Raw genomic sequence first — 14,618 nt, 5'->3', positions numbered from 1 at the left:
AATCATAGGTTAAGGAGGTATAGAAATGAGAATATTACATACAGCAGATTGGCATCTTGGTATCGATCTACATAAGATGTCGTTACAACAAGATCAAAAAGATTTGATGCAACAGTTGATTCAAATCGTGATAGAAGAAAAAATCGATGTCATTTTGATATCAGGAGATGTTTATGATACTGCATTGGCTAGCAAAGAAGCCATCCAGCTATTTGATTGGATCATGACACAATTATGTAAACAGTTAAACAAAGAAGTAATCGTCATTGCAGGAAATCATGATTCCGGAGAACGACTTTCCTCTATGAGTCATTTACTTTCACCTATGGGACTTCATGTATATGGTCGAATTCATCAAATCATAGAGCCAATTATTTTAAAAGATGTCGCTTTTTTGCCGATTCCATATTTTCATTTGGAAACCATACGTACCATCTATCAACAGCCGGTGCGTTGTTTGGATGATGCGTTTGATTTGATCATAACCAAAGGCTTTGAAAAAACACCTTCAGAAATGAAGAAAGTGGTGCTAGCCCATACCTTTTGTGCAAATGCCAGTGTCAGTGAAAGTGATCGTTTTGCGAATATCGGAGGAAGTGATCTTGTATCCAGCAAGGTGTTTCACGATGTTGACTATGTTGCTTTGGGTCATCTCCATAAGATGCAACAATTGGATCATACTTATTATAGTGGCTCACCTTTACCATATTCTTTTTCAGAAGCAAAGCATGCTTCTTGTGTATTGATCTATGATACAGAAAAAAATCAAGTCAGTAAACGAAGCATTGAACCATTACACCCATTTATCACGATCAAAGGAAGCTTTGAACAGATTCAAAAGCAGTTAGAAAAACCCATATCTCAACAAGCTTATTATAAGGTTGAATTAACAGATAGTATCGTTAGTTATGAAACAATGGAGTATTTTAAAGAACATCTACCAACGTTATTACAGCTTGTAGGTAAAACTGCCATTGCAAAGGAAACCATTAGTATTCCTTTTGAACAATTAGAAGAAATGAATGATCTGGATATCGTACGACATTTCTTTTTAGATTATTATGAAGAAGAATTAGATGATGAAGAAATCGGTTGGTTTCTAGAAGTAAGTGAAGAAAAGGAGGAGGAATATGCTTCCTAAATCATTGACAATGCAGGCATTTGGCCCATATGTGACATCTCAAAAGATTGATTTTTCAACTTTTCCTCATCTATTTTTGATTCGAGGAGAAACAGGTAGCGGTAAGACGATGATATTAGATGCTATCACTTATGCACTTTATGGAAAAAGCAGTGGAGGGCAACGGGAAGGCTTTGAAAGCATGCGTTCTCGATTTGTGAAAGATGATGTGCCCACATTGGTAGATTTTAGTTTTGAACTTAAGGGTCATTTATATCGTTTCATGCGCAAGGTTGAGGTTAAAGAGAAAAAAAATAAAGAGAAGGCTGTGAAGTTAACCTTGGATGCCGGAGAAATCATAGAAGGAAATTTTTATCCTTTCTTTGAAAATCCAAAATTAAAAAATATAGAAGAAAAGGCGATTTCTTTGATTGGTTTAACGCATGAGCAATTTATTCAGGTCATGATCTTACCTCAAGGTAAATTCGAGCAATTACTGACAAGCAAGAGCGAAGACAAACAAGAGATTCTTCGTACCTTATTTCAAATGGAAAAATGGGAGAGCATCAGTACTCGTTTGAGTGAAAAAGCAAATGATATGCGTAAGGATATGGAAGCCTCAAAACAGAAAATTGATGCTTTATGGGAAAGTATTCAAGTACATGGGAAAGAAGAGGTACAATTAGAATGCTTAGAGATCGAAAAGAAAAAGGAACAGCAAAATCATGAACTTCAGGATTTAGAGCAACAATGGAATCTTCTACAGGAGGATATTCATCATCAAAGAAATGTTCAAAGCTTGTTAGAGGAACGATCATCTCTACAAGAAAAAGAAGCAGGACTTCAAGCACAACTCCCCATGATTGAAGAAAGAAAAGCGATGATCCTTGCTTATCAAGAGGTAGAAAAAATCTTACCTTATTATCAAAGCTATCAACGATATGATCAAGCTTTCATGAAACGTAAACAAGAATATGAGGAAGCATTGAGAAAAAAAGATTTGCTCATACAACAAGTAGCTCTTTTAGAGCCTATGAAACAGGAACTAGCAACATTAAAGCAGAATCAACCAGAGCATATGAAGAAGGAAACAGAGCTATTGGCTTGTATGGAGCTGTTTCAACAGAAAAAAGAACAAAAAAAGCAAGAAATCATTGCATTGAAACAAGAACAACAATTACAGCAAAAGTTACAACAACATGAGGAACAATTAAAACAGTTAGAACACCAACACACTACTTTGTATGAAGGATATCTCAACGATACTGCAATGCAACTTCGTGAAGTATTAAAGGAAAACGAACCTTGTCCGGTTTGTGGTTCATGTAGCCATCCATATACTGAAGTCATTCAACAGCAATATGTAGATGTCTTGGCGCTAAAAAAGATAAAAGAACAGGTAGAAGAAGCAAAAGAAACAAAGACAGCTTTGCAAATGAAGCTGACCAAAGCCTGTGCCGAAGCAAAACATGTACAACTTCAGCTTGAACAAATCACAAAGGAGTATCTTTGCAAATATCCAGACTATCAACATATCGATGATATGGATACATTACGCCAAGAACATGTTCATTGGAAGCAAAGAATGCAAAAAGAAAATCAACGCATGATAGAATTAGAGAATGATATTCTCAACATCCAAAAGGAAAAGGATCATAGCGAATTGGATGTAAAAACGAAAGAAAAAGAATTGTATCAAGCTAAGGTCATGATGGAACATGCGAAAACAGAATATGAACAGCATAACGAGCATCAGTATGAAGAGGAAGTATTGAAGCATCAACCCAATGCTGATATCATTGAAGCGTATCAAAAAGAACAAGAAGAGCATAAGACTTTGATGATTCAAATTTCCACACGAAAAAAAGAAATTGATCTACAGCTTGAACAAGAAGAAATAAAAGATCTTGTACAATTGCTTGAACATCAAAAAATACTGGAGATAACACGAAAGCAACAATTAAGTGAGTTAGCAAAATTAGATAGTAGGAAGAAACTGTTACAACAAGTATTAAAGAAATCTGAAGCAATGATTCAAGCATATGAAGAAATGCAACCTCATTATCAAAAGTTGATGCATTTTGCTAAAGCTATGCGAGGTGATAACAGTGTGGGCATCGAGCGTTATGTATTGGGTGTTATGTTGTCTAATATCACACAAAACGCAAATCAATTATTACAAGGTGTTCATCATGGAAGATATCAGATTTATCGTAGTGAGCACGCAAGTGGAAAAACACGTAAATTCGGATTAGAGTTTTCCATTTATGATGCATATACATGTTCTATGAGAAGCGTTGTTTCCTTATCAGGTGGTGAAAAATTTCTTGTTTCACTGGCCTTGTCTTTAGCTTTATCTATTAGTGTTCAGGCAAGAAATGGTGGAATCAGCTTTGACTGTATGTTTATCGATGAGGGCTTTGGTACATTGGATGAGCAAAGTATCGCTGATGCATTGACCATCCTTGAAAAGATGAGCAAACAAAAGGGAACCATTGGAATCATATCACATGTCGAAATGTTAAAAGAACATATTCCGGATGGAATAGAGGTTGAAAAAACAAGAAATGGTAGTACAATTGCTATCAGAAGGGATTGAGATTATGTATGAAAATGTAAAAGAAGTATTAGAAGCTAGCAAACAGATCGTATTTTTTGGTGGTGCAGGAGTCAGTACGGAAAGCAATATTCCGGATTTTCGATCACAAAGCGGGATCTATAGTAAAAAAACGTATCCATATCAAGCGGAAACAATGATATCACATGACTTTTTTATGAATCATACCAATCAATTTTATGATTTTTATTTTCATGAAATGGTTTATGAGCATGCTATGCCAAATCCTGCTCATATTGCATTAGCAAAATTAGAACAACAAGGTAAGCTTAAGGCAGTTATTACACAAAATATTGATGGGTTACATCAAATGGCAGGTAGTCAAGAAGTATTAGAGTTACATGGTAGCATCCATCGTAATCGCTGTATGGATTGTGGTGAGTTTTATACCCTAGAGGATATCCTTGCACAAAAAGATGGTGTACCATTATGTAAAAAATGCGGAGGAATTATCAAACCGGAAGTGGTTTTATATGGAGAAAGTCTAGACATGGATGTTATGGAAAAAGCAATTGCCTATATTTCTTCAGCAGATACTATGATTGTTGGGGGAACAAGCTTGGTAGTATATCCGGCGGCAGGATTGTTGCGATATTTCCGTGGCAAACATTTGATTTTGATAAATAAGGCTTCAACCTCTATGGATGGTAATGCAGATATCGTGATACATGATCCTATTGGAAAAGTGTTAGGAAGTATCATAAAATAAGTGCTTATTTGTGTTAAATTTAAAACGAAAAGAAAAGACGAGCATATCATTTAAAAGTTCTCGTCTTTTTTAAATATGAGTTTAATTTACAAATGGTGTTTATCTTTTTCTTTTATGTCGTTCTTTTAAGACAGTTACAAACAACCAAAAGCCAAGGCCAAGGGCGGTGATATAGCCAACAAAACCAATGGCTGGAATACCAAATAGTTTTGGTGTCATATCGGTTGTGCAAAGCAAAGAACTAGCCATTAATAAACCGGCAGAAACAATACCGACGGTCAATTTATTTACCATGTGATTCACTGTGTTTAATGGTACAGTAGAATCCATGACTTCCAAATTAAGTTTGATCCTTCCTTTCAGAACCATTTGAATCAATTCGTTCAATTTGATCGGAATATCAAGCGTTTGTGATCCTGCATCATACAAGCGTTTGCTAGCCGAAGCAAGCTCTTTTTTTACATCAATATGTTTTAGCTTATTTTGACTGACATGATTTGCGGCGATTGTGATGATATTGATTTCAGGATCTAAAACGGTCATCGTACTTTCGATTGTTACTAGACCTCTGGCAAGCATGCTAATACCTTTTGGCATGGAAATACGATGCTTATGTGCTATGGTAAAAACTTCTTGAATCGCAAAGCCAAGATTGATATCCTTTAAATCCATACTGATGTATTTTTTCATAAATACTTCAATATCACTATAGAGTCCAGTATAATCAATACGATCATCATGAACACCAAGTACAAGAATAACGTCAACAAGCTTTTGCGCATCACTTGTTCCGATTGCAAGCACAGCATCTTTCATGAGGTCTTTATCCTGTTTTGATAGAGTGCCCATCATACCGAAATCGATCCACACGATCTTTCCATCACGAATTCGGATATTTCCTAAATGTGGATCCGCATGGAAAAATCCATCATCAACAATTTGTTTGATGTAATTCTCTGCTAGTTTTTCACCTATTTCTTTTCGATCATAACCGTTTTCTGACAGTTCTTCAAAGGCATCAATCTGATATCCGTCAATATATTCCATCACAAGAACTTTACTTGTCGTATATTCTAATTCAATTTCTGGATATCCAATATATACGATATCTTCATTTAACTTAGCAAAATTCATCGCAAAATGCGCTTCATTTAAGAAGTCCATTTCTTGTTTTGCGGTAAACCAAAATTCATCTAAAACGATATTTAAATCAACTACACTACCAAGAACTTCATTAAGTCTCAGAATTTTGACGGCTCTTCTCACTAAGGAAATATCTCGTTCCATCATTTGATAAATATGGGGTCTTTGTACCTTGACAACAATTTGTTTACCATCTTTTGTTGTAGCTTTATGTACTTGTGCGATAGAGGCGCTGCCAAGAGGTTCTTTTTCCAAATAAGGAAAAATTTCCTTTCTGGATACGCCATACTCATCTTCGATGACTTGTTCCACAGTAGAAAAGGGCATTGGCGCAACATTATCACGTAGCTTGATCAGCTCTTTACAATAGCGTTCGCTGAACATATCCTGTCTTGAGGACATGATCTGGCCGATTTTAACAAACGTCGGACCTAGATCCTCTAATATCTGTCGAAACTTAACAGGATCAATGCCCTGTGTCAGATGATGTTTCTTTAGGATACCGATAATCTGAGCCAGACGTTTTTTACTGCTTAAGGTGCCGTTATTATTCGGCATCCTGTTCTGATTGGGATGATTCTTGTGATCCCTTTTCCAATTCTTCAATTTTTGCTTTTAATTTTGCCAGATCGTCTTTGCTGACTTTTTCTAGATCTTTGCTGATTTCGTCAGCATTTGCAGGAGTTCTTAGCTTTTCCTTAATGTTGTGTTTTAATTCTTCATTTAAAACCTTTCCTTGTTCTACCGTCAGCTCGCCTTTCTTTACCAACTGATCCACTACTTCTTTGCTTTTCTCAGCGGTAGTAGCTGCTGCTCCGATTCCGGCCAATATGATTTTCTTTAATTCATCACTGATGTTATTCATAATGAATCCTCCTTTTTTATCTATTATTATTTTAACACGAAACAAATAGAAAAACAGAAAATACTTACAATTCCTGTTTTTTACTTCATAAAAGATCCTAAGAATAGGAGAGTGAAGAGGTGATTTTGGCATTTTTAACCCATAGTTTCCTTTTGACTCAATGTTTGAATCAATTTTTGTAAAAAAATTCAAAAAAGGTATTTACAAACCGATGGGGATAGGATATAATATAAATCGCTTAACACATGGCGGATGTGGTGAAGTGGTTAACACAGCGGGTTGTGGTCCCGTCATGCGTGGGTTCGATCCCCATCGTCCGCCCCATATAAATAAGCAAAGCTGAGAAATCAGCTTTTTTTCTTCTAATATATTTATAGAAAAAAAGAATTGACTTTTATTTGAAAATCTGTAAAATTATAGAAGTGACCTGAATAGCAGGAACATGGAGCGTTGGCCGAGCGGTTTAAGGCACCATCTTGGAAAGGTGGCGTAGTGAAAGCTACCGTGAGTTCGAATCTCATGCGCTCCGCCATATAACCGATAACGTCCGATAGGACGTTTTTTTACGCATGAGATTCTTAACAGGTTCACTACGCCGGCTTATCGTACGTGTCGAAAAAGGGGAAGAAATCTTTGATTGGCACAGAGGTTTTGTTGTATTTCCAAATGAAAATTGTTATAATCTACGTTAAGGAGTGATTTTATGAAGAACATCGCTTTATTATGTGATTCCAGTGCGGATATCACGAAAGAAGAGGCAGAAAAGCTAGATATTCATGTTATCCGTATGCCCATCACCATCAACGGTAAAGAGTATATCGAAGAAGAAACGATATTTGATCAGGATATAATCGAAGCATTAAACAGAGAAGAACAAGTAAAAACAGCCCAACCAGTTATCGGAGATATTGTCACCACATGGAAAAAGCTATTAGAAAGCTATGATGAGGTTTTCTATATTCCGCTAAGCAAAGCCCTATCTGGTACATGTAGCGTTGCCATTACATTAGCTGAGCAATTCGAAGGTAAAGTTACTGTTGTTGATAGCGAATATGTTTGCTATCCTGTAGTAAAACAACTATTGGTCGCTAGAGAAATGTTTGAAAAAGGCTATGATTGTGCTACGGTCAAACAAAAACTAGAAACGGAAAGTGACATGTTTGCTATTTTGATACCTGAAAATTTGACAGCATTAAAAAATGGTGGAAGGATTTCTCCGGCAGCTGCAGCCTTAGCAGGGCTTTTAAAAATTCATCCTCTATTGAAGGTGGAACATGGGGGAATCGATCTTGTGGATAAGGTTAGAACTATCAAAAAGGCTTATAAAGAGGGAATCAAGGTCGTTACAGATGGAATTGACCCAGAAGAATATGATTGGATGATCATTGATGCCAATAATCGCTCGATGAGTGATGAATTAAAAGGGCTACTGGAAGAAGCAACAGGACGTCCTGTAGAACAACATGTTTTTAAAGCGGTCATTATGTCACATACAGGTCCAGGTACCATTGGCTTTGGAAGAATCAGAAAGCTTAAATATTGAGGAGATCTGATATGATAGATGCACATATAGCATTTACGGGACCGTATACTTATGAGCGCCTTTTGGAATATATTGATAAGGCAATGGAACAAGGGTTACAAGGTATTGTGATATTAGAACCAACGCATAAATTTAAGGAATGTAAAGTAATGTATCGTGAGGTATGTACTACCTATCCTTGTCAAAGAGAGTGGTTTCAATCAGTAAATACGAACTCTATCAAAGATTATCAACGCTTTATCCTTGAAATGAGGCAAAAAGAGTTTCCTATTCAAGTGCAATTTGGTTTGGAAGTATGCTATTTTACACAGCATGAAACCTTCATTCGAAAATTAAAATCAGAATTTGATTATGATGTTTTTATTGGCTGTATTCATTTTTTAGATAATCTTGCATTTGCATGGATCGATCACTCTCATGAAATGCTTTGGGATAAATATAATGCGGGGTTTTTATATCGTCGATATTATGAAATGATGAATGCGATGTTGACAAGTCAGTTGTTTGATGGGATTGCAGGGTTTGATACTATCAAAGCGTTAAAGGTTCCTTGTAAATTTAAATTGGATCATACCTATCATAAACTAGCCATGTTGTTAGCAAAGCAAAAGCTATATGTTGAGGATGATGCAAGTCTTGGTTATCTATATCAACATGAAGATGCAGGACTTTCAAAACCTTTTCTGACGATCTGTAAAGAACAAGGCGTGATCGTCAAACGTGTTAGTAATGCTCAATGTCTGGATGATGTCGGTCGATTTTGAATCTTAACATGATAAAAAGCTCTTGGATGAGCTTTTTTTAGTATATATTTCTATCATAAAAAAACATCAGCAATTAGACTTGCTGATGAAAAGAATACCTTGTTTAAGCGTTTTTTTATTCTGCTACATCTTGAATAGATTGCGTGTTAATTAATAAGGCATCACTAAGGTCATTGTTATCTTCACTGACTTTCCATTCCTTGTCTTTTTTGATTAGATGAACGGTTGTCGTGACACTTTTACTTTTTTCTGCTTTTTCCATATGCTCAAATAATGTGGTCAAGATCTCTTTTTGAATTTCTTCATCACGAATAGATTCATTTTTGCTTAATTCATCTGTTTTTTTAGTAGCTGCTTCCATACCGCTTTTTATTGTAGGTTCAAAGTCATACATCGTTAAGGTGACTTCAACCTTAGCAGTATCATCTTGTATGGCTTCTGAATTCTCTTTATGTGAAAAATCCAGCATCATATCATACACTTTTTTCTGTAGATCTTTATTTACTCCATCCATATAATCTTCATCACGCAATTCCAAAGCGGTAGCATCATAATTTTCCCAAGTGCTATATTGTGCGATCTTTTGATTATCATGACTTTGATAAGCATCCAAAAAAGCAGCTACAACTTCACTTGGAGTAGCTTGAGCTTTATCACTACAACCGGTTATCGGTAATAGAGTCATCATAAGACAACAAACAAACTTTATTTTTTTCATGTATATCCTCCATTTTTTCTATATTTTAACATTCTTTTACTTTTTTTCAAAATTATTTAGGATTTTTAGGTATCAATTACGTATGTATATAGTAAGGAGGTGTTTTTGTCCTTTCCTGTCGAATCAGACATGAGATGCGTTTTGGATTCATAAATTGTATTGGAGGTGTGGAAATGAATCAAAAGCGAGTCATCATGATAACTGCACTTATTTTCTCTATGTTGTTTACAGGGTTTTATTATCTATTATTTTCCTATACCGTAAAAAATGAAGATATCTTACATAAGACGCTTTATATGAACCAGGTGGGCTTATACAAACAAGAAGATACCATGAAAGAAATGATGGAAAAACTAAAAAAGAATGGCATTGATTCCTATACATGGAAACAAGGAGATGTTACTGCTGTGGTATGTTATATCAGCACGAATATCGATGATACCAAAAACGGACAAGATAAGTTAACTTCATTAAAATTGAACTATATCCAAAAAACGGCACAGATTGAGAGTAATGAGGTAGCAAAACTGATTGACGAAAAGAAATACCAGGAGGTGCTGGAAAGGATAGCAGAATGAAAGTAAAAGATTTGAGTTTGTCAGAGCGACCAAGAGAGCATGCGCTACAAGATGGTATTGAGGCATTGAGCAATCGAGAATTGATTGCGATTTTATTAAGAAGCGGAACAAGGAAACGTTCAGCACTTGAAATCGCAGATGATGTTTTGAATCAAAGTGGAAATCTCGGAGAATTGGGGGTATCTTCCATTCATTCCCTTATGAAGATTGAGGGAATCAAGGAAGCAAAGGCGTTAGAACTTCAAGCAGCTTTTGAACTTGGTAGACGTATTTCCTTCGAAAAAGTAAAACAAAAGGGATATGTAAATCAGCCCCAAGATATTGTAGATTGGTTAAACCAACAAATCGGCTTTGCTGGTCAAGAACATTTTATAGTGCTGTTTTTGGATCAGCAAAATAAAATCGAAAGTTATAAAACCATGTTTAAGGGGACCATGACGAGTGCCAGTGTGCATCCAAGAGAAATTTATAAGGAAGCACTTGCGAAAGGATGTGCAAAGATCATTTGTGTACACAATCATCCATCTGGTAATACAGAACCATCCCCAGCTGATATTGCCGTTACCAAAGCGATAGAAGAATGTGGTAGAATCACCAGCATTCCATTACTTGACCATATCATTGTCGGTAAAAATTCCTATACAAGTTTTCGTCAAAATCAACTTATTGATTGAACTATTTTCATTTAGCCTATATAATAGTAGCAGTAAAGTTAGGTGATAGCATGTCGAAACTGAATCGTCTTCAGAAAATACTATTAGCTATGATCGTTGTTTTTCTGATCTTTGGTATTGTATTACGTAGTATAGGCGGTAATTTAACAAGTAATCTTGCATACGATGGTGTGAGTATGTTGAAATATGGGTTGATCGATCAACCTTTGAATACAGTGAAAAACTGGATGAAGGATTTTTCAGATCTATGGGCTGTGAAGGATGAAAATGACAATTTGAAATCTTTGATTTCCACCATGCCTTCCATTCAAGCAGAAAATGATGAATTAAAACGTAAAAATGCTGAATTGAATGAAGCTTTGGATTTACAAAAGGATGAAGATAAATATCTTTTAACGTATGCTCATGTGAAAACTCGTGATCAGGCTTATTGGAATAATCAGGTCGTGATTGACAAGGGTAGTAAAGATGGCATTAAGGAAGGTATGGCTGTTCGTACAAATAAAGGCTTAATTGGTAAAATACAAAGTGTTAGCACGTATTCCAGTGTTGTTAAATTGTTGACCAGTCAAGATAAGCAAAACAATGTAGCGATAAAAATCAGTATTTCAGATAAAACATCAGTAGATGGCATTCTGGAAAGCTATGATGCTAGAAAAGGACGCTATGTGGTAAAGTTATTTGATGCAAGTGATGATATCAAACAAGGAATGCAAGTTATTTCCAGTGGTAAAGGTGGTGCATATCCGGATGGTATCTTCGTAGGAACCGTAGATACAGTTCAAGCACTTACCAATCAGACAGGGCAAACGGTGTATGTGACACCGATTGATGATTTCCAAAGCTTCTCCATTGTCTCTGTCATAGGAGAGAAATAATGTTGGCACATACCTTGTTCGTATGGATCTGCTTTCTGGCAGATGAAATTTTAATGGTACTATTTCCTGGAGATTATCTTCTCAATGGATTGTTGTTTGTCGCAAATCTCGGATTTTGTGCTGTGATCTTAACCATACGTAAATTTGATTTTCTGGAATCTGTATTGTTCGCAATCTTATGGGGAATGTTTTATGACTTTTTCTGTGCGAATACCTTTTTGGTTTATGCAATCATTTATGGAATCACTGCATGTTTGCTTCGTCTTTGGAGCAAGCATATGACCGAAACATTAATTGAATCATTGATTCTGTGTATTGTGACAATTTTCGCCAAAGACATTATGGTATACTGCTACATGGTTTTTCAAAGAATTACCACTTTGTCTTTGATGGAATGGGCAGAACATTATGAACTGTTGACATTGTTAGCGAATACGATTCTTGTCATGATCATAGTCTTGCTGATGCGTATCAAAGATGATTACCTTTTTATGAAGGAAAAGCGGATACGAAAGGGCGAGAAGATAGAATGGTTCAGATTAAAGTCAAAGGATTGATGGATGGTGTTCATATTTATGCGGAATATGACAAGGAAGCGGAGTTCCTTGTTGAAATAGAAAAAAGGCTCAAGCTTTTTCATGCACATGGAAAAACGATAGAAGCCTTTTTTCATTTACCGTTTTTATCCTCTACAGGATTAAAGCAATTGTTTCATTTATGTGAGAACAATAACGTGATCATAACCGGAATGGATGAGCAGCAAGAACATCCAATGCAAGTAAAACAAGGGGATTTATGGAGTGGACAAGAAATAACACTTGATCATGATACGATATGGATCGGTGACCTTCATAAAGAAAGCTACTTGATAACCAAAGCCAATTTATATGTAATAGGTAAAGTGGAAGGTAGTATCGATGCTTGTCATAAAAGTTGCGAAATTGCGGCATCTTTATTTGACGCTAAAGTGAGGATTTGTGATAGCAGTTTCCATAATGTGACAAGTTTTGCGCCGGGAAAAGTTTACTATAAAAATCGACAGGTAATCCTGAATGAAGTAAAAGGAGGAGCGATATGGGAGAGATAATCGCAATTGCGTCAGGTAAAGGCGGGGTAGGGAAAAGCAGCGTCGTATTAAATCTAGGAGAAACTCTGGCGATGATGAATAAGACAGTATGCTTGATCGATATGGATCTGGGGTTGAAAAATCTTGATTATATGATGGGATTGGAAAATCGTGTAATCTATGATTTAAAGGATGTAATGGAAGGAAGATGTTCTTTAAAAAAGGCAATGCTACAGGATAAATATAATCGTAATTTATATTTGATACCTGCGTGTAAAAGTATTCAAATCGATGCATTTCCTCAAGCACAACTGAAACAAATGGTAGAACAATTGGCCAAGCAATTCGATTATGTGCTATTAGATAGTGCAGCGGGTATTGAAAAAGGTTTTTATTGTTCGATCGGTTGTGTTCGACATGTGATTTTGGTAACGACATTAGATGTGACAGCGCTACAAGATGCCGATCGCATTGTCGGTATCCTAATGCAAGAAGGAATGGAACAAATTTCTTTTTTGGTCAATCGTTATCATCCGAAAAATATTGAAAAAGGTGTGAGTATCCCCTTAGAGGACGCAAAACACTGGTTAGCTGTGGATTTCCTTGGCTATATCATCGAGGATGAAGAAATGCAACGTAGTGGAAATTTGGGAAAACCTGCGGTCATAAAACGAAACCAGCTTCTTTCTGAATGCTTTCAGGTTATCGCAAAAAGATTACAAGGAGAACATGTAGCACTTCCTAAATTACATAACCGTGGTATCTTTGCGAAACTATTTAGCTGACTGGTTTTTTTACCTGTTCCATGATAAAATAGAACAGAAAAGAAAGCTGGTGAGATGATGTTTCAACGATTATTGAAAAAAATAGATGAAAAATGTTCTCTGTATGCACTTCTAAAAATCATCGGTTTCCTTCTGATTCTTTATTTGTTGATGAAGACACAAATGGTATGGGGTAGTTGGACAAGTATGCTACTTTCCATTTTGACTCCATTTCTTACAGGGTTTGTCATTGCTTATATTATGAGCCCATTGGTAGAGTATCTGAAAACCAAAGGAATTCCTAAAAATTTTTCCATTCTAGCTTTATGGGTGCTCATTATCATAGCTATCGTGATTTTAATTGTAATGCTATTTCCATCACTTTATTCTAAGATCAATTCCTTCATTTCAAGTATCATTGAAGGGGTACAATGGATCAGCAACAAAATTAAAGAAGTTGGGAATTTCAAAGATTTTTCTGTTGTGAATACCATACAGGATAATATCATTAAGCTATTGGAGGGTTACGATAACTGGATGCCACAGTTGTTGTCATCACTTCCTAATTTAATGACAAAGATCTTGGATTATTTGACCAATATTTTATTTACTATTATTATCGCTGTTTATATGATGTTTGATTTTGAAAAGATCAAGCGACAAGTAAAAAGATTTCTTCGCTTTTTCTTTCCGAACTGTGAAGATTATTTGACACCGATGGATAAAAATGTTTATGTGTATATCAAATCTCTTATCATCCTGGTGTTGATTCGATTGATTGAGTATTGTGCCTTTTATTTTCTGGTTGGGCATCCGGATTGGTTGATCATCGGTATCATATCTGCTATAGGAACCATTGTTCCATATATTGGTGGAACCATCGCCAATGCAATCGGATTGTTGACAGGTCTTACATTGGCAACACCGAATTTGATTGCATTGATCATTGGTATCTTGGTACTAAGCAATGTAGATAACTATGTCATATCACCGATCGTGCATGAAAAAAGAAGTTCTCTTGGACCTTTATTGACCATCTTTGTGATTTTCGCAGGTGGTGTCATCTATGGACCGATTGGTATCATGATTTCAGTGCCGGTAACGATTATCGTGAAAACAGGTCTGGAAGTCTATAAATCAAAACATGAAGATGAAGTAGTGTAACTACTTCTTTTTTTA

At 35.9% G+C, this 14,618-nt stretch carries 15 protein-coding genes and 2 tRNA genes; 14 read left to right on the top strand and 3 right to left on the bottom strand.

The genetic code is table 11. The annotated features are described in order from the left end of the window. Positions 1 to 25: 25 nt before the first annotated feature. From UGRO018_RS11745 to UGRO018_RS11735, 3 genes are read left to right on the top strand one after another with little or no spacing between them, the layout of a single operon-like run. The gene (locus tag UGRO018_RS11745) at positions 26 to 1,141 is read left to right on the top strand and encodes an exonuclease SbcCD subunit D (protein WP_416326678.1); all 1,116 of its coding nucleotides are present in this window, start codon (positions 26 to 28) and stop codon (positions 1,139 to 1,141) included. Continuing rightward, the gene (locus tag UGRO018_RS11740; protein ID WP_416326677.1) at positions 1,131 to 3,719 is read left to right on the top strand and encodes an AAA family ATPase; all 2,589 of its coding nucleotides are present in this window, start codon (positions 1,131 to 1,133) and stop codon (positions 3,717 to 3,719) included. The genes UGRO018_RS11745 and UGRO018_RS11740 overlap by 11 nt, the downstream gene beginning before the upstream one ends. A gap of 4 nt (positions 3,720 to 3,723) precedes the next feature. Then, on the top strand, positions 3,724 to 4,446 hold the full coding sequence (locus UGRO018_RS11735) for an NAD-dependent protein deacylase (protein WP_416326676.1): 723 nt from the start codon (positions 3,724 to 3,726) through the stop codon (positions 4,444 to 4,446). A 99-nt stretch (positions 4,447 to 4,545) separates the two neighbouring features. Here UGRO018_RS11735 and UGRO018_RS11730 read toward each other — a convergent pair whose 3' ends face one another. Next, positions 4,546 to 6,147: an ABC1 kinase family protein gene (locus UGRO018_RS11730; protein WP_416326675.1), complete on the bottom strand. Its 1,602-nt coding sequence runs from the start codon at positions 6,145 to 6,147 to the stop codon at positions 4,546 to 4,548. Further along, positions 6,137 to 6,454 carry an aspartyl beta-hydroxylase gene (locus UGRO018_RS11725; RefSeq protein WP_416326674.1) on the bottom strand — a complete coding sequence of 106 codons (318 nt, stop codon included), beginning with the start codon at positions 6,452 to 6,454 and terminating at the stop codon, positions 6,137 to 6,139. Before UGRO018_RS11725 ends, UGRO018_RS11730 begins: the two co-directional genes overlap by 11 nt. Positions 6,455 to 6,702: 248 nt before the next feature. Between UGRO018_RS11725 and UGRO018_RS11720 the strand changes: the two genes are divergently transcribed. From UGRO018_RS11720 to UGRO018_RS11705, 4 genes are all read left to right on the top strand, one after another. Next, a tRNA-His gene (locus UGRO018_RS11720) sits at positions 6,703 to 6,778 on the top strand. A gap of 120 nt (positions 6,779 to 6,898) precedes the next feature. Next, a tRNA-Ser gene (locus tag UGRO018_RS11715) sits at positions 6,899 to 6,986 on the top strand. A gap of 171 nt (positions 6,987 to 7,157) precedes the next feature. Continuing rightward, positions 7,158 to 7,997 carry a DegV family protein gene (locus UGRO018_RS11710; RefSeq protein ID WP_416326673.1) on the top strand — a complete coding sequence of 280 codons (840 nt, stop codon included), beginning with the start codon at positions 7,158 to 7,160 and terminating at the stop codon, positions 7,995 to 7,997. An 11-nt stretch (positions 7,998 to 8,008) separates the two neighbouring features. Continuing rightward, positions 8,009 to 8,761 (top strand): PHP domain-containing protein, encoded by a 753-nt coding sequence (locus UGRO018_RS11705; protein WP_416326672.1) that lies wholly within the window; start codon positions 8,009 to 8,011, stop codon positions 8,759 to 8,761. Positions 8,762 to 8,876: 115 nt separating this feature from the next. On the opposite strand, the gene UGRO018_RS11700 is transcribed toward UGRO018_RS11705, so the two are convergent. Continuing rightward, the gene (locus UGRO018_RS11700) at positions 8,877 to 9,479 is read right to left on the bottom strand and encodes a hypothetical protein (protein ID WP_416326671.1); all 603 of its coding nucleotides are present in this window, start codon (positions 9,477 to 9,479) and stop codon (positions 8,877 to 8,879) included. 173 nt (positions 9,480 to 9,652) lie between these two features. Between UGRO018_RS11700 and UGRO018_RS11695 the strand changes: the two genes are divergently transcribed. From UGRO018_RS11695 to UGRO018_RS11665, 7 genes are read left to right on the top strand one after another with little or no spacing between them, the layout of a single operon-like run. Continuing rightward, positions 9,653 to 10,057 carry an SPOR domain-containing protein gene (locus UGRO018_RS11695; protein ID WP_416326670.1) on the top strand — a complete coding sequence of 135 codons (405 nt, stop codon included), beginning with the start codon at positions 9,653 to 9,655 and terminating at the stop codon, positions 10,055 to 10,057. After that, positions 10,054 to 10,731, top strand: coding sequence for a RadC family protein (radC, locus tag UGRO018_RS11690; protein ID WP_416326669.1), 678 nt, complete (start codon positions 10,054 to 10,056; stop codon positions 10,729 to 10,731). Before UGRO018_RS11695 ends, radC begins: the two co-directional genes overlap by 4 nt. A gap of 50 nt (positions 10,732 to 10,781) precedes the next feature. Further along, the gene (gene mreC / locus UGRO018_RS11685) at positions 10,782 to 11,609 is read left to right on the top strand and encodes a rod shape-determining protein MreC (RefSeq protein WP_416326668.1); all 828 of its coding nucleotides are present in this window, start codon (positions 10,782 to 10,784) and stop codon (positions 11,607 to 11,609) included. Further along, the gene (locus tag UGRO018_RS11680) at positions 11,609 to 12,166 is read left to right on the top strand and encodes a rod shape-determining protein MreD (protein ID WP_416326667.1); all 558 of its coding nucleotides are present in this window, start codon (positions 11,609 to 11,611) and stop codon (positions 12,164 to 12,166) included. Before mreC ends, UGRO018_RS11680 begins: the two co-directional genes overlap by 1 nt. After that, on the top strand, positions 12,139 to 12,696 hold the full coding sequence (locus UGRO018_RS11675) for a hypothetical protein (protein ID WP_416326666.1): 558 nt from the start codon (positions 12,139 to 12,141) through the stop codon (positions 12,694 to 12,696). Before UGRO018_RS11680 ends, UGRO018_RS11675 begins: the two co-directional genes overlap by 28 nt. Beyond that, complete coding sequence (minD, locus tag UGRO018_RS11670; RefSeq protein WP_416326665.1) at positions 12,684 to 13,460, top strand: septum site-determining protein MinD; 777 nt, start codon at positions 12,684 to 12,686, stop codon at positions 13,458 to 13,460. Before UGRO018_RS11675 ends, minD begins: the two co-directional genes overlap by 13 nt. A 57-nt stretch (positions 13,461 to 13,517) precedes the next feature. Beyond that, the gene (locus UGRO018_RS11665; protein ID WP_416326664.1) at positions 13,518 to 14,603 is read left to right on the top strand and encodes an AI-2E family transporter; all 1,086 of its coding nucleotides are present in this window, start codon (positions 13,518 to 13,520) and stop codon (positions 14,601 to 14,603) included. Positions 14,604 to 14,618 lie beyond the last annotated feature (15 nt).

The organism is Hoskinsella mucinilytica, from assembly GCF_045223415.1.
Lineage (GTDB): Bacteria > Bacillota_I > Bacilli_A > Erysipelotrichales > Erysipelotrichaceae > Hoskinsella > Hoskinsella mucinilytica.
The sequence above is the reverse complement of the archived record's forward strand: the minus strand, read 5'-3'. Positions and strand labels throughout refer to the sequence as shown.